15 protein-coding genes and 2 pseudogenes are annotated in these 20,692 nt (G+C 62.2%); 10 read left to right on the top strand and 7 right to left on the bottom strand.

Features of this window, described 5'->3' with window-relative positions; genetic code table 11:
* Positions 1 to 325: 325 nt before the first annotated feature.
* Both MFF55_RS00885 and MFF55_RS00890 read right to left on the bottom strand, forming a co-directional pair.
* On the bottom strand, positions 326 to 2,674 hold the full coding sequence (locus MFF55_RS00885; RefSeq protein ID WP_238242158.1) for a Tex family protein: 2,349 nt from the start codon (positions 2,672 to 2,674) through the stop codon (positions 326 to 328).
* 410 nt (positions 2,675 to 3,084) lie between these two features.
* Complete coding sequence (locus MFF55_RS00890) at positions 3,085 to 3,912, bottom strand: substrate-binding domain-containing protein (RefSeq protein ID WP_238242160.1); 828 nt, start codon at positions 3,910 to 3,912, stop codon at positions 3,085 to 3,087.
* A 199-nt stretch (positions 3,913 to 4,111) separates the two neighbouring features.
* Between MFF55_RS00890 and MFF55_RS00895 the strand changes: the two genes are divergently transcribed.
* Positions 4,112 to 6,316 carry a putative bifunctional diguanylate cyclase/phosphodiesterase gene (locus MFF55_RS00895; protein WP_238242162.1) on the top strand — a complete coding sequence of 735 codons (2,205 nt, stop codon included), beginning with the start codon at positions 4,112 to 4,114 and terminating at the stop codon, positions 6,314 to 6,316.
* Positions 6,317 to 6,449: 133 nt separating this feature from the next.
* Positions 6,450 to 7,354: pseudogene (locus MFF55_RS00900) on the top strand (IS3 family transposase); the annotation flags it as partial.
* 120 nt (positions 7,355 to 7,474) lie between these two features.
* Here the strand turns inward: MFF55_RS00900 and MFF55_RS00905 are convergent.
* Positions 7,475 to 8,677 carry a M24 family metallopeptidase gene (locus MFF55_RS00905; RefSeq protein WP_238242164.1) on the bottom strand — a complete coding sequence of 401 codons (1,203 nt, stop codon included), beginning with the start codon at positions 8,675 to 8,677 and terminating at the stop codon, positions 7,475 to 7,477.
* 432 nt (positions 8,678 to 9,109) lie between these two features.
* On the opposite strand from MFF55_RS00905, the gene MFF55_RS00910 reads away from it, so the two are divergent.
* The 3 genes from MFF55_RS00910 to MFF55_RS00920 all read left to right on the top strand — a co-directional run bounded on the left by MFF55_RS00910 (position 9,110) and on the right by MFF55_RS00920 (position 12,033).
* Positions 9,110 to 9,631, top strand: a complete 522-nt coding sequence (locus tag MFF55_RS00910; RefSeq protein ID WP_238242166.1) for a MarR family winged helix-turn-helix transcriptional regulator — start codon at positions 9,110 to 9,112, stop codon at positions 9,629 to 9,631.
* A complete protein-coding gene (locus MFF55_RS00915) occupies positions 9,628 to 11,325 on the top strand; it encodes an FAD-dependent monooxygenase (protein WP_238242168.1) in 1,698 nt (565 codons plus the stop codon). Before MFF55_RS00910 ends, MFF55_RS00915 begins: the two co-directional genes overlap by 4 nt.
* 147 nt (positions 11,326 to 11,472) lie before the next feature.
* On the top strand, positions 11,473 to 12,033 hold the full coding sequence (locus tag MFF55_RS00920; RefSeq protein WP_238242169.1) for a histidine phosphatase family protein: 561 nt from the start codon (positions 11,473 to 11,475) through the stop codon (positions 12,031 to 12,033).
* Positions 12,034 to 12,270: 237 nt separating this feature from the next.
* Here the strand turns inward: MFF55_RS00920 and MFF55_RS00925 are convergent, their stop codons facing one another.
* Entirely contained in the window at positions 12,271 to 12,771 is a 501-nt protein-coding gene (locus tag MFF55_RS00925; RefSeq protein WP_238242170.1) for a DUF3280 domain-containing protein, read from the bottom strand.
* A 591-nt stretch (positions 12,772 to 13,362) separates the two neighbouring features.
* Here MFF55_RS00925 and MFF55_RS00930 point away from each other — a divergent pair.
* Positions 13,363 to 13,821 carry a DoxX family protein gene (locus tag MFF55_RS00930; RefSeq protein ID WP_283206684.1) on the top strand — a complete coding sequence of 153 codons (459 nt, stop codon included), beginning with the start codon at positions 13,363 to 13,365 and terminating at the stop codon, positions 13,819 to 13,821.
* A gap of 177 nt (positions 13,822 to 13,998) precedes the next feature.
* Positions 13,999 to 14,409 (top strand): nuclear transport factor 2 family protein, encoded by a 411-nt coding sequence (locus tag MFF55_RS00935; RefSeq protein WP_238242172.1) that lies wholly within the window; start codon positions 13,999 to 14,001, stop codon positions 14,407 to 14,409.
* A gap of 54 nt (positions 14,410 to 14,463) precedes the next feature.
* Here the strand turns inward: MFF55_RS00935 and MFF55_RS00940 are convergent, their stop codons facing one another.
* Entirely contained in the window at positions 14,464 to 15,372 is a 909-nt protein-coding gene (locus tag MFF55_RS00940) for a LysR family transcriptional regulator (RefSeq protein WP_238242181.1), read from the bottom strand.
* Positions 15,373 to 15,924: 552 nt separating this feature from the next.
* Between MFF55_RS00940 and MFF55_RS00945 the strand changes: the two genes are divergently transcribed.
* Positions 15,925 to 16,947 (top strand): LLM class flavin-dependent oxidoreductase, encoded by a 1,023-nt coding sequence (locus tag MFF55_RS00945; RefSeq protein WP_238242174.1) that lies wholly within the window; start codon positions 15,925 to 15,927, stop codon positions 16,945 to 16,947.
* Positions 16,948 to 17,148: 201 nt separating this feature from the next.
* Here MFF55_RS00945 and MFF55_RS00950 read toward each other — a convergent pair whose 3' ends face one another.
* Together MFF55_RS00950 and MFF55_RS00955 are read right to left on the bottom strand one after the other, a co-directional pair.
* A complete protein-coding gene (locus MFF55_RS00950) occupies positions 17,149 to 18,255 on the bottom strand; it encodes an adenylate/guanylate cyclase domain-containing protein (RefSeq protein WP_238242175.1) in 1,107 nt (368 codons plus the stop codon).
* Positions 18,256 to 18,769: 514 nt separating this feature from the next.
* Positions 18,770 to 19,702 carry a LysR family transcriptional regulator gene (locus tag MFF55_RS00955; RefSeq protein ID WP_238242183.1) on the bottom strand — a complete coding sequence of 311 codons (933 nt, stop codon included), beginning with the start codon at positions 19,700 to 19,702 and terminating at the stop codon, positions 18,770 to 18,772.
* 107 nt (positions 19,703 to 19,809) lie between these two features.
* Here MFF55_RS00955 and MFF55_RS00960 point away from each other — a divergent pair, with 107 nt between their 5' ends.
* Both MFF55_RS00960 and MFF55_RS00965 read left to right on the top strand, forming a co-directional pair.
* A complete protein-coding gene (locus MFF55_RS00960; protein ID WP_238242177.1) occupies positions 19,810 to 20,532 on the top strand; it encodes an SDR family oxidoreductase in 723 nt (240 codons plus the stop codon).
* A gap of 73 nt (positions 20,533 to 20,605) precedes the next feature.
* Positions 20,606 to 20,692 (top strand): annotated as a pseudogene (locus MFF55_RS00965) (alpha/beta fold hydrolase); the annotation flags it as partial.

The following is a 20,692-nucleotide window of genomic DNA, read 5'->3' on the forward strand; positions in this document are numbered from 1 at the left end:
GTGCCGTTGCTGGTGTGGGCGCGGACGTTGCCATGAGCGTTCTCCCTGTCGTGCAGCTGACGTGCGGCGTTCTTCTGATTGCGCTTGTCACGCTTTGTTGAGCCCCACGAACACCCGAGTGGCATCGGTGGAACATCGACTGGTATGCATTATTTGGTATACCAGTGAGAGTGGCAAGCGAAATATTTCTGTTAGCCTCTCCGGTTGCACTCGATAGCGATCCGCGTGCTCGGTCCTTGCCGTTCGCTTTGGTCCGCTGCAACCACGACGATGCTCTGTGCTGTTTTCCGCGCCCAGATTACGACGGCCACTTCGCCCTAAGTCCCTATCGCCGTCCTCGATCCTTCTCCTCAGCCGCACGGCGTAGGGCCTCGGCCAAGGCACCTCCGGGCGAGGCGCCGCCGAAACTGGCGCCGCTGGGCGCCGAGGTGGGAGCGGATTTCTGCTGAGATTGGGCGAGCGCCGGCCGGCCGTCGCGGTTCCGGGGGCGGGACGCGTCGGCATCATCCGAGCGCATGCTCAGCGCAATGCGCTTGCGGTTGGCGTCCACCTCAATCACTCGCACTTGAACGACGTCACCGGGTTTTACCACCTCGCGCGGGTCCTTGACGAAGCGGTCGGCGAGCATCGAGATGTGGACGAGCCCGTCTTGATGCACGCCGAGATCGACGAAGGCGCCGAAGGCCGCGACGTTGGTCACCACGCCCTCCAGCCGCATGCCCGGCGTCAGGTCAGAGATCTTTTCCACGCCCTCTTGGAAGGTGGCGGTGCGGAAGGCAGGGCGCGGGTCGCGGCCCGGTTTCTCCAGCTCGGCAATGATGTCCGTGACCGTAGGCAGGCCGAAGGTCTCGTCGGTAAAGCGCGTTGGGTCCAGGGCACGCAAGGCGCTCGTGTTGCCGATCAAGGCGCCGATGGGCAGGCCTGTGGTGACCAGGATGCGGCGCACGACGGGATAGGCTTCCGGATGGACCCCCGAAGCGTCGAGGGGGTCGTCGCCGCTCCGGATGCGCAGGAAGCCCGCTGCGAGTTCGTAGGCCTTCGGCCCAAGGCCAGCGACCTTTTTCAGGCCGGCGCGGGTGCGGAACGGGCCCTTGGCGTCGCGCTCCACCACGATGTTGCCCGCCACCCGCTCTGTGAGACCAGAAACCCGGGCGAGCAGGGGGGCCGAGGCGATGTTCACGTCGACGCCGACACTGTTGACGCAATCCTCCACCACGGCGTCCAGGGCCTTTGTGAGCTGGCCTTCGGCGATATCGTGCTGGTACTGCCCAACGCCGATCGCCCGAGGCTCGATCTTCACCAGTTCCGCTAGCGGATCTTGTAGGCGTCGGGCGATGGAGACCGCGCCACGCAAGGTGACATCGAGGCCGGGCAACTCCGCGCTGGCGTACGCCGAAGCCGAGTAGACCGAGGCACCAGCTTCCGACACCATCACCTTGGTGAGCGCCAAGTCGGGCCGCTTGGCGATCAGCTCGGCGGCAAGTCGGTCGGTCTCACGCGAGGCGGTGCCGTTGCCAATGGCGATAAGCTCGACCCTGTGCGCAAGGCAGAGTTTCGCAAGCAAGCCGAGGGCGCCGTTCCAGTCGCGCCGGGGCTCGTGCGGATAGATCACGTCGGTGGCCGCCACCTTGCCAGTGGCATCGACCACCGCGACCTTCACGCCGCTGCGAAAGCCCGGATCGAGCCCCAGGGTCGGGCGGGCACCGGCGGGAGCGGCGAGGAGCAGATCGCGCAGGTTGCCGGCAAACACCGTGATGGCGCCGGCTTCTGCGACCAGGCGCAGGCGGGCGCGAAGATCGGTGTCGATGACTGGTTTGAGCCGCGTACGCCAGGCTTTACGCACGGTCTCCATCAAGAAGGCATCGCCCGGTCGGCCCTGGTCACGGATACCGAAGGTTCGGGCGATGCGCATCTCCTGCGAGGAGGGCATGCCCTTGGCCGGCTCCTCGCCCGCGTCATCGACGAGGGTGAGATCGAGCACCTCCTCCTTCTCGCCCCGGAACAGGGCGAGGATGCGATGTGAGGGCAGGCGTGTCAGGGGTTCGGTGAAGGAGAAATAATCGCCAAATTTAACGCCGACGGCTTCCTTGCCGGGTTTGACCGACGAGACGATGCGGCCATGCTGCCAGCCGGCCTCGCGTAGAGCGCCCATCAGGTCGGGGTCCTCGCTGAAACGCTCGATCAAGATGGAGCGGGCGCCATCTAGCGCGGCGCCGACATCGACGGCACCCTTGGCCGCATCGACAAAGGCGCCGGCCGCTGCGCCCGGATCGCCCTCCGGTCGGGCGAGCAGCGCGTCGGCAAGGGGAGCAAGCCCAGCCTCGCGGGCAATCTGCGCTTTCGTGCGGCGCTTTACCTTAAACGGAAGGTAGAGGTCTTCGAGCCGGGCCTTGGTCTCGGCGGCGAGGATGCGTGCCTTCAGGCTGGCATCGATCCGGCCCTGCCCCTCGATACTTTCTAGGATTGCAACCCGCCGCGCCTCCAATTCGCGCAGGTAAGCGAGACGGACTTCGAGGTCGCGCAACTGCGCATCGTCGAGGCCGCCGGTAGCCTCCTTGCGGTAGCGTGCCACGAACGGCACCGTCGCGCCGCCGTCGAGCAACTCCACTGCGGCTGCAATCTGGCGCTCGGCGACCCTTAGCTCGGCCGCGAGGGTAGCGGTGATAGCGGCCATAACGGCACTCCTCAAAGAAGGGCCGCGGTGTCTACAGGCGCACACAGAGGCAGGTCAAACTGGTGCGGTGCGGCCCCGGCGCTCGACCACCCAAGGCGCGAGGCCTTCCTGGGATGTCATCCTGTAGCCAACGCTGAGCGAAGCGCCAAAGAACCTGGAGCGGCAAACTCGTTCTTCTCGTTTTGGAACGGAATCCGCAGCGGCGCTTGTTCCGGCGCACTGGTGGATTCAAGCAGCGCTGGCGGGAAGCTTGGTTTCTCGGCGCTTCGCCGAGCAGGCGCTATTTGCGTTGATGGCGCTCAGGCATTTGAGGTCAGCAATGGGTGGAAAGCGGTCATTCGCCTGATGCGATGAGCTGTCGGACGTGACCCATAGCGGACCTCGCGAGTGTCTGTTTGTGGCCTATAGACTTACTGGCTGCCGCTCTTCCCGGACGATGTCGCGCCGCTTGTTGCAATGATCCTTGCAGCTTCATCGGTGCGTAGAAAGGATACAAAGCGCGCGGTGGCACGATCTGGTTTTTCCTTCGCCACGCTGAAGAGCTGTATCGATAGGGGGTAACCGGGGGAAGAATTGCCCTCGGTTGAAGCTTGCATCCCATCAAGTGAAACTGTTCGAAGCTTCGGCTTCTCTGTTGTGAACTGCAGGAGCGTCATTCCAGCAAAGGAGTTCGGAATCTTCTCAGCGGCCTCTAAGTTATCCTGATCCGTGGCTGCCACAGGCACGTCTGGTCGTTGGCGAAGCTTATCCATCGCCAGGCCCATGCCGTCGAATTTGGCGAGCAGAAACAACGTGGCGCTCTCGCTCTTTGGTCGAAGGACCGGCTTGATCTCTTTGCCGTCCGGCCATGCTGTGAGCCGACCATCGTAGATCGCAACAACATCAGCCTTCGCGAGCGCTTGTGGCTTCGCGTGAGAGGTCACGAAGATGTAAGGGGTGTCGAGGAAGGGGGCGCTGCTGATGCCCTTTGCCTTTTCCTCAGGCTTCAGCATCCGGCTGCTGACAGAGAGGTGAAGCGCGCCTTCAGCAACGGCCGCAATTCCACCGCTACTACCAAGGCCCGGCACTACCTCAACCGTATCGCCCGGATGCGCTGCGCTGAATGCTTCAGCCAAACGCTGCATCAGAGCGAAAGCTGCACCTGTCCCGCCGACCTTGATCTCGTCGGCTGCAACTGGAAGGATCCCCACCGCGAGGACGGATGTGCTGAGAACGATTGCAAGGTTTTTGCGTAACATCCGACATCAATCTCCGACGAACCCGCCTCCATTCATGTCGGCAGATTTGAACAAAACCTTAGCGGTCGCCGCTTTCTTAGGCTGAAGCACCGCAGCTGCGTTTTTTTGTTCACACGCACTGTCTAAGCTTTGGGCACGTTAACTGGTTGAGAGGCATTGGCTCGGCACGATCACAGCCCTGTGATCTGGACCTCACCTCATGCGCGCGCCAACCCTACGACGGCTCATTAACGTCATCGGCCTCGTCATCGCGCTGATCACGACTGTGGCAATTCCCGCTACCTACGCCTCGATCTCCTACATGGCTCAAGGGGACCTGATCAGCGCAGAAGCTCGCCTGAACGCTTCGCGGGTCGCTCGCTACATTTACCAACACACGGCGATGTGGACGTTCCACAAAGTTCGCCTCATTGAAGTGATCGAACTGGCCGTCAGCGACGATGAGAAGGTACGGCAACGCATCTTCGCAGGCGACGGCAGGCTTGTTGTGGAGGACGGGGAGGCGCTTCCCACCCCTACCATGAAGCGCTCCGCTCCTATTATTGTCAGCGGCAAGGAAGTCGGACGCATGGAGGTGGAGGTCAGCGCTCGGCCTCTCATTGAGCGGACCGCGACGGTCTCGCTGTTCAGTCTTTGCCTGGGCCTGCTGGCCTACCTCAGCATCCGCATCCTACCCTTACGCGCGCTAGACCGAACCATACGGCAGCTTGGTCAGCGCGAGGATCAACTCGCGGCCACGAACCAGCAGTTCGAAGCGGCCTTGACCAACATGCCTCACGGTCTCAGCATGTTCGATGCACAGGAACGTCTGGTCCTGTGCAATCGCCGCTATGCCGAGATGTACGGCCTCCCACGCGACCTGATCGAGCCCGGAACCAGACGGGCTGACATCGTCGCCTTCAGAGAAGCGGCTGGCATCGGCATCATCGGCACGACTCCCGTCAATCAAGATGCGGACGTGGATCCATGTTCCGGAACCATGGTTCTCGACAATCAGCATCAGAACGGTCGTACCGTTCGGATCAGTCGAAAGCCGATGAGCACGGGTGGCTTCGTCTCCTCTCACGAAGACATCACGGCCATTCGCCACGCTGAAACACGCATCGCGCACATGGCGTATCACGACGCGCTCACCGAGTTGCCGAACCGTGTCCAGTTCCATCAGGAGATGACACGCGCGCTGACGCGTACTCGCCAGGGTGAGAGCTTCTCAGTTCTCTGCCTCGACCTCGATCACTTCAAGTCCGTCAACGACACGCTCGGGCATCCGATGGGTGACGCCCTTCTCCGAGCGGTCGCAAAACGGCTGCAAGGCTGCGTACGCGAAACTGACGTCGTGGCTCGCCTCGGCGGTGACGAGTTCGCGGTTGTTCAAGCGAGCACCAATGAGCCGCACATTGCCACCGGAATGGCCCAGCGCATCATCGAGGCGCTGAGCGCGCCCTACGAACTCGATGGGCACCAGATTGTCATCGGTGTGAGCGTTGGCATTGCCGTTGGACCGGACGACAGTGAGGACGCCGACCAATTGATGAAGGCGGCGGACATGGCTCTGTACCGAGCCAAGGCAGAGGGGCGCGGTACGTACCGCTTCTTTGAGGCCGAGATGGACGCCAAGATGCAGGCGCGCCGGGCACTGGAACTCGACCTTCGTGGCGCGCTTCAGAACGGCGAGTTCGAGGTCCACTACCAGCCGCTCGTCAATCTCGCCGCCAACAAGGTCAGCGGTTTCGAGGCGCTGCTGCGCTGGACCCATCCCATTCGGGGCCGTGTCTCACCTGCCAACTTCATCCCCCTTGCCGAAGAGATCGGCGCAATCAATCAGATTGGAGCTTGGGTTCTGAAACAGGCCTGTGCCGACGCCGCGCAGTGGCCTGACGACGTGCGTGTCGCGGTGAATCTGTCTGCGGTGCAGTTCAAGAGCCAGACGCTTGTTCTCGACGTAGCGGCGGCACTTGGCGCCTCGGGGCTGAGCTCTCGTCGGCTGGAGCTTGAGATTACCGAAAGTGTGATGCTGCAAGACACCGAGGCAACCCTGGGTACTTTGCATCAGCTTCGTGGTCTTGGCGTCCGCATCTCGATGGACGATTTTGGCACGGGCTATTCGAGCTTGAGCTACCTGCGCAAGTTCCCCTTCGACAAGATCAAGATCGACCAATCCTTCGTTCGCGACCTGCCGGACCAAGCTGACTCTGTGGCTATTGTCAGGGCTGTGACGGGGCTTGGCACCAGCCTTGGCATGTCCACCACGGCTGAGGGTGTCGAGACTCAAGGTCAGCTTGATAGGCTGCGGGCTGAAGGTTGCACCGAGGTACAGGGTTGGCTGTTCAGCAAGGCTTGTCCGGCAGCAGAAGTCGCTGGCCTGCTCACGAGCGTCGCTAAGCGGTGTTCAGCAGCAGCCTAGCAGCAGTGCACCCGCTTGGGTGAGGCTGACCGCTTGTACCATCGATACGTAGCGATAACCTGCGGCAGGACTTTCAGTCTTGGTGTGGAATTGGACAGGATTGGCTCGGCATAAGCCAGCCGGCCACGGCACGAAACGGCTGGTGGCCGACCTGACGCTGGATCGCTCCATGCTGCAGGACGTGCTCAAGTGAAAGTGGTGAGGTCCGCCGTTGGCCGTGAGGTCGCCGGTCACCTGCGGGTGGCCTACGACATCAGCGAGCGTCGGGCCTGTCAGGCCACCAGCTTCGGTCGCTCGTCCCAGCGCTACAGAAAGCGGTCTGATCCGCAGGTGGCGCTTCGCATGCGGCTGAAGGAGCTGGCGGCCGCACGGGTTCGCTACGGCTACCGGCGGCTCCACGTCCTGCTGCGGCGGGAGGGCTGGAGGGTGAATCACAAGCGCACCTACCGGCTCTACCGCGACGAGGGGCTGTCGATCCGGTCCAAGCTGCCCAAGCGTAAGCGCGCCTGGCGCTATCGCGAGGGCCGGCCGGCGATCGGTGAGCCCAGCGAGGTTTGGGCGATGGACTTCATGTCCGGCCGTCTTTTCGACGAACGTCCGTTCCGGATCCTGACCGTTGTCGATTGCCACACGCGAGAGCCGCTCTCGCTGACGCCGAGAGCGAACTTCCGCGCCCTCCAGGTGACCGAAGCGCTGGACGCCTTAGTCCGAGTGCGAGGTCGGCCAAAGAGCTTGCGGGTCAACAATGGGCCGGAGTTTGCCGGGCGCATGCTCGACCGATGGGCCTACCTGAACGGGGTTGAGATCACCGCTCCCGACCGGGCAAGCCGACCGACAACGCCTACATCGAGTCGCTCAACGGCCGCCTACGAGCGGAATGCCTGAACGCCTCGTGGTTGCCTCGCGCTGGCCGATGCGCGCGAGCGCATCGAGGAATGGAGGTGTCGCGATAACGACGATCGACCCCACACAGCCCTGGGCGGCTTGACGCCCCGAGCTTTCGCCAACCACGCTGTCACAGCCCGACAACTTGCGTAGGTCGTGGACCAAAAACCGGGTCAACTCCAACTGGCTCGAAAGCCATACCTCAGGGCGGACCACTTCGGTGGGGGCGGATCACATCGACCTTTGACATAATTATAATATTTATCAGTATAATTATAATATCTCGATGAGTTCTGCTGCTCGCTGTCCGAGCCGTTCGGCGCCATGCTCCCCGACGACGACTGTATCCCCCCAATACAAACGTTTATTGCCATCATTCGTCTGGATCATCGGCTTGACGATGAATGTTGCATTGGCCTCAATACGCCAGTCGCGCATGGTAGCATCTCGCGGTTTGTAGATGCTGATCGGGGCGTCGTCACCGAGGCCTCGGCCGTGCATGATGAGGCTGCACCGGAAACGCTCGTCGCTCATGGCAGCGATGATGTTCGATATTTGGCCGACCGTCGCACCCGGCCGAAGGGCCTCGTAGCAGCATTCAATCGCTTCCTGCTGACGGTGGAATAGCTTTTTGTAGATGTCTGGGGCACGACCCAGGAAGACGGGTTGCGTGTTCTGAGCGATGTAGCCCGCCCAACGCGCCTCGGCCTCGACAGAGATGATATCTCCGGATTGAAGCGGACGGAGTGACGGCATGTACTGTGCAGAAGGTGGCTGCGGCCAACCTGCCGACCACAGGATCATGGTCGGCACCTCACCGCCTCGCTCCACCATATCCGCGAGCATCCGCGCGTAGACGACGTTTTCCGGGACACCCGGATGCGCTTCGCGAAGGAGGACATCCACCGACGCCTCGACGAGCTCTTCAGCCTTTCGGAGAAAGGCAAGCTCTTCCTTGCTCTTTACGAAACGCGCCTGCTCCATGAGCAGGTTCGCGTCGAAAATCTCGGCAGCAGGTAGCGCACGGATCAACCCGTCTAGGATGCCGGCAGACGTTACCCCTTCAGGAAAGCGGGTGTTGCCGGCAAGGCCCGTCACACCAATCCGCCCTCGATCAAGACCGAGCTCTCTCAAGCGGTCGATGCTCATTTGCGTGTAGCCCCAACCGGTATCGATGGGACGTATGTCCGTGACCCAATCCTGTCGTTGCAGCCAGAAATCTCTATGGACATCCGGGCTCGTGATCGCCGTCACCTCGCCTGTCAGAGGGAAGACGCAGGCCGCTTGGGAGCAATTACCGCCTATCCCAGTAAGATAGCGGACATTTGCTTGAAAATGATCCCATAGCCCGGTGTTGGGCGGAACGAAGATGGCGTCGAGGTGTGCTTCGGCCATCAGGTTTCTGACTTTCGACCACCTAGAGTCACGCTCCTGCACCGAGAACTTCGGCACGTCCTCTACCAATTCTTGCTTCATCTTCGCATCCTTCTTCTGCCTGCTTCGAGGACGGGCTGCCCGGCGGTGGGCGGCGCGTCACATGATGCCGGCGCCGCCTATGCCCCAGCCATAGGCAACCCCGGATGGGAATGCGCCGCGGACGCCTTTTCAGCTTGGCATCGCGCCCAAGACGCCGAGTTTCGACCCGTTCTGCGCGGCGTGCATCTGTCAGGCATCCGCCGATAAAATGTCTGATGGCTGTCAAACTGACAGTTGGCTACCAAACACGGCGTAGGAGTTCTCGTTCCATCGGTTGATGACGCGACCGTCATAGCCCGGCTTAGTCCAGCCACGCGGCTAAGCAGATGAGCCAGGCGGATTGAGACCGGAACCGGTTACTCCAAATCGAGTTGAATGCGGTAATGACAGCATGCTGCTATTATCGCAGCGAGTTGGCAATCCGGAGTTCACATGGGTACCCTGTCGAGAAAGGCCTCGAAGGACACCGACCGCCTGCGCCGGGCGTGGTCGGGTCTCGTCGTCGAGGTGTTCCGCCTCAACGGCGACCTGATCGAAGGGGGGGACGCCCTGGTGCAGGACCTCGGCCTGACCAGCGCCCGCTGGCAGGTCTTGGGCGCCGTCGCCCTTTCCCCGGTCCCGCTGCCGGTCGCCCACATCGCCCGCAACATGGGCCTCGCTCGCCAGTCGGTGCAGCGCGTCGTCGACGACATGCGCGACGACGGGCTGGTCCGAACCGAACCCAATCCTCACCATCGCCGGGCACCGCTCGTTGCCATGACCCCGCGGGGCGAGGCGGCCTACGAACAGGCCATGGCGCGCAAGGACCTCTGGGCCGACCTGCTCGCCGAAGGGATGTCGGCGGAGGCCATCGAGGCCGCCACCACCCTGCTGCGCACGCTGCAGCAGCGGATCGGCGCCTCCCACGGACACATCGCATCCATCGCCGCGACACGAAAGGAGACACAGGAATGAACCGCGCCGAAGCTGAGCAGGGCTACGATGCCGACGTAATCGTCGTGGGTGCGGGGCCCATCGGCCTGACGACGGGCAACGCCCTGCGCCATCACAGCCTCTCGTGCCTGCTCCTGGAGGAACGCACCGAAACCAAGGCGTACTCGCGCGCCAACAACCTCTGGGCGCGCCCGCAGGAGCTGCTCGCCGGCATCGGCCTGCGCGACGCCCTCGCCGAGAACAGTTACGCGATCCACACCATCAACTTTTTCAATAACGGGACGCCGACGACGCCCATCCCCATCGCCGACGTCGCCAGCCCCTACCCGAAGGTGCTCTACAGCGGGCAGGACGTCATCGAGCGAACCCTGACCGGCGAGTTCGAGGCACGGGGCGGTCGGCTCGACCGGGGCTGCACGGTGACCGACGTTCTCCAGGACGAGACCGGCGTTACGGTGGTGCTCCGGCGAGGCAAGGACGGGCCGGAGGAGCGGCGCCGCTGCCACTATCTTGTGGCCGCCGACGGCGCCAAGAGCACGGTCCGCCCGATGCTCGACCTGGACTTCGAGCCTGAGTGGTTGCCGAACTGCATGAACCGGCAGGTCGATGCCAAGCTGTCCTGGCGGCGCTCGCTGGAGCCGGACCAGCTTTGGTTCTTCTACTACGAGCGCGGCTTTGCCGGCATCTTGCCGGTCTGGGGCGGGTACCACCGGCTGTTCTTCCTGGCTGACGACGCCGGCGTGCCAGACCGCGACCCGACGCTCGACGAGATGCGGGCGGTCGCGCGCGAGGTCACGGGCGACGAGACCCTGACCCTATCTGACCCGCAGTGGTTCAGCCACAGCCGTTTCCAGTACGGGGTCGCCCCCGGCTACGCGCGCGGTCGCGTCTTCCTAGCAGGCGATGCCGGGCACCTGTCGCTGCCGATCGGTGGCCAGGGCATGAACGCGGGCCTGCACGACGCGGTGGAGATCGCATGGAGACTGGCCATGACCCTGCGGGGCGAGGCGGCGCCCGTCATCCTGGACTCCTACGACGGCGAGCGCGGTGGCGAGCACGCCCGGCTGAGCGCGCAGCAGGCGCGCGGGTTCCGGTGGACCGTCTACCGCGGTCCGGTCACCGACACGGTGTTGGGTCTGGCCGCGAAGGCTCTGCCGAACCTGGGCTCGCTGCTGCAGGGCACCGACGACATGCAGCAGATGGGGGTCGAGTACCCGAAGAGCCTCCTGAACGAGGATCGCCTGTCTGGCTTGGCCAGCCTGCTCCGGCCGGGTCCGAAGCCCGGCGAGCGTGCGCCGGACGCGGAGGTGACGCACCGCGGAGAGACCACGAGTCTGTTCCGGTTCCTCTACAACCCGGACGGCCACACGACTGGCTGGGCGCTCCTGTGCTTCGACGGTCGATCCTCGGACGCGGGTGCCTGGCTACTCGACGCCGTCGAGGCCGTGACGCCCTGGACCTGGGTGCGGCCGCGCCTTGTCCTGGCCGGCCCCATGGTCGATGGTGCGGGCGTCCCCGTCCTCTCGGACATGGACGGCAAGGCGCATGGGGCCTACGGGCTGGAAGGTCGGCCGGCCTTGGTGCTCGTTCGGCCGGACGGGCACATCGCCTTCCGCGGCGACGCCGACCGGGCCGACCGGTTGGTCGCTTACTGCCGGAAGACTTTCGGTGCGGAGCCCGTACAGTCCATGAGCGCGCTTGCCGCCGTTCAATAGCGTGGAGGCCCCGCGCAAGGGAGGTGTCGGCTCGACACTTGGGGGCTGCCCTCGGTCCGGTCGCGCTCAGCCATCCAAATTACGCGCGTTTCTGCGTGCTAGGCGGGGCGCCCTGTGGTTAGGCTGATTGAGATCGAGCTTTGCTCCATGCACGCACATCTCATCTTCGCCCTTGCTCTGGTCCTTTCCGTTACCCCTGCGTCTGCCACCGAGGCGGTTTGGGCGGCGGCACGGGCTGGCGGGACGGTGATGTTGCTGCGGCACGCCAACGCTCCAGGCTTTGGCGATCCGGCGGGCTTTCGGCTCGGCGCCTGCGAGACGCAGCGCAATCTCGGCGAAGCGGGCCGTGCACAGGCCGCTGCGCTCGGCATACGCTTGAGGCGTGAGTCCGTCGTCGTGAACGCGGTTCGGTCCAGCCGCTGGTGCCGCGCTCGCGATACTGCCGCCCTCGCGTTCCCCGACGTCACGGTCGAGGCCGATCCGGCTCTCGACAGCTTCTTTGCCGATCGCAAGACCGAGTCGGACCAGAGCGCAGCCCTACGCGACCGCATTCGGGATTGGTTGGGCCGACCGGGTACCCTCGTGCTCGTGACACATCAGGTGAACATCACTGCACTCATCGGGATCGTCCCGGCAGAGGGCGAGATCGCCGTGCTTCGACCCAATGCGGACTCAGGGTTTGACGTGGTAGGCCGCCTCAGACCTTAGATGGCAGAAGGGATCTCAGCCCTATCAGCCCCCGTTCCGATCAAATAAGTCTGTTCTATCAGCCTGCCTCGAAGCGGATGCTCCGAAGGTCCGACATGGGTGGGAAGCAGACTTTGGCCTTTCGTCCCGGAGCGAACAATCTAAATCTGACCCTATTCTGTCGTAGAAGGCCTTCTCCATCGCGGGTGTTCAACGACTTGGTGCAAGGCAGTGCAGCTGGGGCTGCGGAACGGCGGCTCAGTTTTGTGAGGAGGCTGGCAATCTGTTCTTCACGAGGTACCTGAGCCCGCGATCGAACGAGGCGTCGTTGTTCCCGCGAATATCGACGCTGTAGGCCTGCTCCGGCGTGTCGCTCCGCAGGTCCTTCACGTAGAGGTTGATGTTCAGGATCAGGTTGGAGACCTTCTGGATCTCACCTGTGATCGCGACATCAGCCTTGAGCTTGCGGGCATAATCTTCCGCACAGCCGTTGCACCGGCGAAGATCTGACCCCTTGGTCACCTGCTCCTTCACCGGATCGGTAGATACGATCTCATAGCGGCCGCTCTCCTTCAGGAGGGAGCGAAGGAGCTCACTCAGAGGGCCTAGTCGGGCTCGGTCCGCTTCCGTAGGGCCAAGCATGCCCTGATCGGCCAACTGGAAGTCGAACACAGCCGCTTTGAGCGGTTCTGCCTGAGCGATCGTGCTCGTGAGCAGCAGCGCTGCGAGTGCGGAGTTCAACCGGAGCGTGGGGGTCATCAGCGTTGGATCCTGTGCCCGGTTAGCCGTGGCGTGGGCTCGTAGGCGGGGCAGACGCCGATAACGGGGTGATATCTCCGACAACGCGCGACCGACCAGTTCGGGCCTGCCCGTCGGCAGTCAGATTGGCCTAATTCCGCTAAGGCAGGCCAACGACTAGCAGCAGCGATCGACCTAGCCCGCCATAACTGTCGGCCCGTGGGCTCAAGACCGCTATGCGCCAGAACCAACCTTGGCGCTGTCCTCGGGAGCGGACGTCGTGCTTTTTACCCAAGAATGGCATGGGCTGGTCTGGACCGCTCTCATCCTAGCAGCCCTTCCATTGCCCTGATGCTGATCCGCCGAACTGATCTGCGCCCGTTTCTCGCCACCGCGCGCCATCGCAGCTTCCAGCGTCCGGGCTCGAGGTGTCTGAGCTTCCGTTGCCTAAGCAGCAAGAAAAGTGCCAAGCTTCCGCTTGCCGATTTTATCGAACTTATTGTGCTAATCTTTTCGTCTGGTCCGAGATCCCAGGCGTGGCCATTCTCCTCTTGCGCTGGCGGGAACCCGTCTTAGCCGACCTGCTGAACATCCACCCAAAGGATCCCTCTGATGAGCCAGATTGCCTATGCTTCCGAAGACCTTGCTGAAAACGCTGCGCGGAGTACTGCGCAGGACACGTTCCTGACCCGCTACGTTCCGGTCGCTGGTCGCGCCCTGATGGCCGCGATTTTCCTACTAAGCGGTGTGAACAAATTGGCTGCTCCGGGCGCCACGGTGGGATACATACAAGCCGTGGGCCTGCCCTTGCCACAGGTCGCTCTCGCAGCTGCCGTACTCATCGAGATTGTTGGTGGTCTTTTCCTGCTGGCAGGCTACCGCACACAGCTTGTTGCCTTGCTGCTGGCTGGTTTCACGATCGCGACTGCACTCGGCTTTCACGCCGATTTCGCCGACCAGAACCAGACCATTCACTTCCTGAAGAACCTTGCCATGGCAGGTGGCCTGCTGCAGGTCGTCGCTTTCGGAGCTGGCGGTTACAGTCTGGACGCCCGTCAGGTGCGCCGCTGACACATATGGCAGGGAGGGGAGGGCGTATTTGCCCCTCCCTGCGATGGAACTCTGGTCCAGGCAGCCAACAGCGCCAGGGCACGTCACAAGCTCAGCGTCAAAGAGACTAAGTTGGTCCACTTCCAGTCAGGCTAGCGGTCTAGCGTCGGCCTGAGCAGACAAGAACCCGGAGTATGGATGATGAGCGCAGTCGAACTTCTGCATCGACACTTTGAGACTTTGGTGGGCAACCCACTTCAGTGGCAGTCTCTTGTCGACGACGAGGTGCTCTGGGAGCTTCCCTTCGCCCCAGCGCTTGGGCATCCAGCACGTCTGACGGGACGCGCAGAGGTCGTACGCCACGCGACATGGTTTGTCGGAGCCGTCGAAAACTTTCGCTTCTTTGATCTTCGGGTTTACCCGAATGCTGATCCAGACCAAGCTGTTGCTGAAGTGAGAGCCGAGGGAGTGATCAAAGAAACCGGTCGACTGTACCAGCAAGAATATATTGTGTTTCTGAGATCGAAGGGCGGCAGGATCCTATCTCTGCGTGAGTATTTTGATCCCACCCGAGCGGCTGCGGCGCTTGATGTACCTCTGAAGCTCTGAGTGGCACTGCACCTACAATCTAAGCAGCCAAATGAGCTGGTGCGACAGGTCCGATCAGTTCGCTGAGCTAACCTCGGCCTGCTGACGAAAACGTTCAATCAGCCAGGACCCGGCTGGTCCTGGAAGAGTGTCAGTGCGATAGATCGCATCCATTACATAGTCACCGCCGATGTTATCGGGGAGGGCAAGCCGCACAAGGCGACCGGTAGCAAGATCATTGGCAATCATCGGCTCAGGCATGTTGCCCCAGCCAATCCCCGCCTTGAGCAGCATATGCTTCGCACTCAGATCAGCGAGCCGCCAAGTGCTTGTGCCGACCACCGCGATATCACGGCCTTTGGTGAGGTCTGACCGGTCTGTAAGGACGAGTTGCACATGGTTGCGCCCCGCTCCCGGTGGGTTGTTGACCGCAGTGGCCAACGAGTGGCCCGGGGCTGCAACCGGGATCATGCGGACACTGCCAACGCCAATCTTCTCGATGCCATCGATGGTTACGAGTGGACCCGCGATCCCAATTGTAGCGACCCGATCGAGCACGAGCTTGGTCACGGCCCCGAGCGACTCGATATAGAGGTACAGCGTCACCGTCGGAAACTGCTCCCGAAAACTCGTCAAGGCATCCAGTACACGGTGTTCGGGCAGGAGCGTGTCCAGCACGATGTGGAGCTCAGACTCAAGACCCTGCAGCATTCCCTTCGATTTAGCCCGCAGGCCGTCGATGCTGTTGATCACGGCGCGGGCTTCGCCGAGCACCATCCGCCCAGCCTCAGTGAGTTGGGGTTTTCGTGTCGTCTCACGATCGAACAGCGTAAGGCCGAGCTGCGCTTCAAGGTTGGCAACCGAGTAGCTGATAACCGAGGTAGCTCGGTTCAGTTTGCGTGCCGCACCGGCGAAGCTGCCTGTGTCAACGACTGCGAGCAGGACCTTCAGTTGATCGAGCGTCGGTGTTCCCGGCTCTGTTATCATGTCGATTTCCTCGAACGTAGCGTTCGAGCGTATGGCGGCTTTCTGATATGCCCGCTAGGCAAAGTTTCTCTGAGCCGGGTTGCTCAACTTCTGCGTCCCGAGAGGAGGAAGGACCCGTGAGCCTCCTATCCAATCAATCCGCTATCGAGCAGATGATCCAACGTGCGTGATAAGGATGCTAAGACCGCTTTGTCCGTCATCTGCTCACGCCCGGCCCGGCAGAAAACCACCCATACTGATCGCACACATCTATTCTACCTAGCTGCCTGGAAGCGGACACTCTGCAGGTCCGAGAAGGGTGGGTATCTTCCGACGGGTTTCAGTCCCTCGTAAGCTCCGACAATGTGTCCTCGCGCACAATCAAGTGCCGCAACACGGCACACAGTGCTGATCCCTAAGAGCAAGGGATGGTGCCAGACGTCCCGCATAACCAGATCCTTGCTTGGCGCGCGTTAGAGCGAGGCGGACTTCTATGACCTGCTTACGCGCGCCTGTTGCGTTCGATGTGATGATCGGCGGCGAGACGTTTCCCGCCTAGGGTAAGCAAAAATGACGGTTCTTTCGCTGCTGGAACTTGTCCGCGTCACGCAAGATACGGACGCTGGCACAGCGATCAACAATGCCCGAGACCTTGCAGCCCATGCCGAAGCGTGGGGCTACAGGCGTGTTTGGGTGGCCGAGCACCACAACATGGTTGGCATTGCCAGCGCCGCCACGTCGGTCGTTATCGGGCACATCGCCAGCGGCACCAAAACAATCCGCGTTGGCGCCGGTGGCATCATGCTACCGAACCATGCGCCCTACGTCATCGCCGAACAGTTCGGCACGCTGGAGCGGCTCTATCCCGGGCGTATCGATCTCGGGCTCGGCCGCGCGCCGGGAACTGATCAGCTTGCGGTGCGAGCGATGCGCCGCTCAGCCGATGCCTCGGACCAGTTCCCGCAGGATGTGCTGGAACTCCAGGCATTCTTTGCACCTGCCAGCCCTAACCAGCGCATCATCGCCGTGCCTGCTGCCGGAGCCAACGTGCCGCTTTGGATCCTGGGGTCGAGTACTTTCGGGGCGATGTTAGCGGCCGACCTGGGGCTGCCCTACGCTTTCGCCTCGCACTTTGCTCCTGAGATGCTCCTGCCTGCACTCGATGCCTACCGCAGCCGCTTCAAGCCCTCGGCCCAGCTCGACCGGCCATACGTGGTGGCCGGTATTAACGTCATCGCTGCTGATACCGATGCGGAAGCAACGCGGCTCGCGACCACACAGCAGATGTCCTTCGCTGATATGGTCCGGGGGCAACGCGGGCTAAGCAAACCTCCCATCGCCGATATCGAGACCTACTGGTCACCGTATGAAAAGGCTCAGGCCACGCGCATGCTGGCGCGTTCGATTGTCGGCTCTGTTCACACCGTGAGAGCGGGGCTGCAAGCGTTCGTTGCCGAGACGGGCCTGGACGAAGTGATGATTGTCTCCGATGTCTACCAACATCAGGCGCGACTGCGTTCGGTTGAATTGATCGCTGAGGCGATGACGCCATTGAACGCTCAAGCCCTCAGAGACGAACTTGCTTTGTGCTGATCTAGGCTGACCAATCCTAGGTTTCACATTGGAGGCGGAAGAGTTTGTCACTAAGGCAACAAGAAGTCGCAGCTTGGAGCCTGTGACAGTGTTGAAGTGGTCGATCCGAGCCGCCCTAACCTCTAGGTTGATGAAGGGGTTTCCATTCACGCTCTCACCAGGCGCTCGCAGCTAGTAATCGAAGTTTGGTGCGGACTGACACTAGCCTGCACTAGCGGCTTGGCCGAGCAGTGCCACCTTTCGTTCGTCGATAGCTTCCAAGCGACTATGGGCTTCAGCGACAATCTTGAGCTTTCGCGTCTCATCGAGCGCATGCACCACCATTGTCCCGCTTCGGCCGCGTAGGCGGTGCGTTCCAAGCGCTTCGGCTTCGATGCCGTCCGGAAGGACGGGTAAACGCGCGAGGACAACGTCCGAGATGAGAACATCCCGCCCTGTCTCACGGCACAAACCTTCCAGCCTAGCGGTCGTGTTCATGACGTCGCCGAAATAGGCGATCTTGTGCCGGTCTACGCCTACTTCCGCCGTGACAACACTCCCGCCGTGAAGCGCCGCGCGCATTTCGGGAACGACGCCGAAACGCGTGACCCACCCATCGTGATCTTTGCTCAGAGTACGGCGGATCGCGAACACACAGGCGACACACCGTGCCTGTTCGATGCCGCGCATGAGCGGCCAGGAGATGATGACCTGATCGCCCACATAATCGTCGACCTGACCACGATGCCGACGAACTGGTTCGGCAATCGCCCTGAAGACGGCCTTCAGCAGTTCCTGAGCGGCAAGGTCGCCATGCTTCTCCGCGTAAGCGGTCGAGCCAACTAGGTCGAGGAACAAGAAGATCCGCTCCTCGCTTACCGGCCGGTGATAGCGTCCGAGGAGGATGTTGGCGAAGGTCCCGCTGCCGAGCAGATCGCGCACTCGGAGCACACTGACGAACAGCGCCGACACAGCCAGCGCGTAAATGACGGGCCCGAGCTTGGGCGTCACCGCTTGCAACGGGGTCTTGTCCGTGAGGCCGAGCGTCCACATGAGTGAGCCGGTGACTGCCATTCCGACGAGAACCACGAGCAGGAGGCTGATCTCGGCGGCGGCGAAATAGGCAGGAGTCGGTAGGAGGCGTAAGCGGCGGCTGTATCCGGGAAGCAGGATGCCGCGCTCATAGGCGATAGCTACCACGCCGACGCAGGTGCCAAAGATCATGCCATCGACTGTCGGACCATCTTTGAACAGGAAGCCGAACAGCGCGCCGAAGCAGGCGCAGGTGGCGGCGATGACGATCCAGAAGGTCGCGGTGCCACTCGACATTCGTTGCTTCCGCTCGGACGCTGATGCCCGACGAGTGAAAGCCCAAAGCGGCGATAGCGTGACCGTTAGGAGCAATCTCCATGACAGGAAGGCTGCGGTACGCTTACCTAGCGGAGTAGCAGGGAGTGACTGCGACGTAGTGAAGATGCTGCGAGCGACGGAACTGCCACGACCGCTTAGCCAACAATCTGCTCACGGGCGGACAGACGGCAAGCCACCCACCCCGCCATATGCCTTCGATCATCAAGCAGCCCGGAAGCCGACACTCCCAAAGGCCGAGAAGGGTCAGAAGGCTGCGTCTGGAAGCGGTGGCTGAAGTCGGCTTCGGTTACCAGCAAACCTCGAAAGCAGACTTGCTTCGCCTCATTGCTCCAGCAGCCTTTTCACCAGATCTAATCTTGCTACGCCGTCGGTAGACTGACTTTCTATGCCCAAAATTCCATGGTCAATTAGATCAAAATTTATATCTCGATTGTGCAAGCGCATGAAAGCGAGCGAGGGGTGTGCCTTGGTCTCAATGGATTATCTCATCCCACGGAGCAGGCGACGGGAAGACTTCGCCAAGAAAGGCTAGAAACGCCCTTGCATTCGGGTTACCGCGCCGGCTTTCTGGCCACAGTGCCGTGATGACCGAGCGCTCGACCGCAAATTCCTGCAGGAGGGGCACCAGCGCACCGCGCTTTACGTATGGGGCCGCGACGTAAGTCGGCGAAATGCCGATGCCGCCGCCTGCCTCCAGGATGGCGGCCACGGCATCGCTAAAGTCCGTAACGATGCCAGACACGGGCGTGAGTTCAATTGTGCGTCCTCCCACTCGGAAGGGCCAACGCAGGGCCCGGCCCGTGCTCTGAAAGCGGAAGTTCACGCAGTCATGGTGAACCAACTCGTCTGGGTGCTGCGGCGTGCCGCGGCGCCTGAGATAATCGGGCGAGGCGAAGGCGCAAAGCCGGTGCAGCGCGAGCTGCTTGGAGATCAGGCGGGAGTCGGCGAGTTCGCCAACCCGGATCGCGACGTCGATGCCCTCCTCAATAAGATCCACGTAGCGGTCGCCCAGGCGTAGATCGACCGACAGCTTCGGGTAACGCTCGCGGAACCGGGGCAGGGCTGGGGCGAGCAGGTGCACACCGATCGGGAACGGTGCCGTGACCTTCAGGGTGCCTGTCGGCTCCGAGCGCGCTGCGACAGCAGCCTGCTCGATCTCCTCGGCCTCACGCAGGAGGCGCAGCGCCCGTTCGTGCAGGTCGCGTCCTTCCGGTGTTAGAGTGAGCGATCGTGTCGTTCGGGTGAATAGGCTCAGCCCTAAGCGCTCCTCCAGCCGCTGCACGCTTTTGCTGACTGCGGACGGCGAGATCCCGAGTGAGCGTGCTGCAGCGGTATAGCTACCCAGTGAAGCGGAGCGCGCGAAGGCAATGATACCAGTGAGACGGTCGAGGCCGATCTGTTCCATAGTGGCAAGACTGAAGCGAAAAGAAGCACCATTTTCAAGATCTGCGCCAGCTTCCATTCTCCTTCCCACAGGCACGGTACTGCTGCCGAACGAGAAGGAATTTCGCCATGAGCAGCGCCCTACAGGATCGCACCGTCGTCATCTTCGGTGGCACCTCAGGCATCGGTCTCGCAGCCGCTCAGCAGGCCAAAGCCGCAGGGGCCAAGGTCGTAGTGGTGGGCTTCAACGCTAACGGCGCCGAACGCATCGCAGCTGAAAACGGCTTCAACGGCTGGCGCGCTGCCGACGTCACCCACGCGGAGTCCATTGTAGCAGCTCTCGCCGACATTCCTCATGTCGATCACCTCGTGCTGCTGGCTGGCACATTCGTGGCCGGCAAGGTCCTGGAGGCGGAGGTCGAGTACCTCCAGCGCGCTTTCGACGAGCGGATCTGGGCGGCGGTGCACACCATCCGTGCCCTTGGCGACCGGCTTGCTCAGGACGGTTCCGTCACCTTCATCTCCGGTGCGCTTGCGGATCGTCCGACGGCCCAGGGCACAGCAGTGCTCGCGGCAGCGTCCGCTGCCATGGAGGCGTTTGCCCGTGGTCTTGCGCTGGAACTTGCACCTCGACGCGTGAACACACTCTCGCCGGGCACGATCGACACGCCTCTACTCGCCAGGACGCTGGGTGCACACCGGGACGCTTATGTCGCCGCGCTGACCGAGAAACTGCCGACCCGCCGCTTGGGCACGGCCGAAGAGGCGGGTGCCGCCGTCATATTCCTGATGAGCAACGGCTTCATGAACGGCGAGACCCTTCACATCGACGGCGGCTCGCGCGTCATCTGACTTCATGAACCCGGCCTTAGGTCCCATGGCCCCGCTTATGCACGGCTAAACCCCTCAACTCAGGAGAACCCCTATGAGTTTTGTGACCACCGGCGACGGCGTGGAGATCTACTACAAGGATTGGGGTCCGAAGGAGGCACAGCCGATCGTGTTCCATCAC

This window comes from Methylobacterium iners (genome assembly GCF_022179305.1).
GTDB lineage: Bacteria > Pseudomonadota > Alphaproteobacteria > Rhizobiales > Beijerinckiaceae > Methylobacterium > Methylobacterium iners.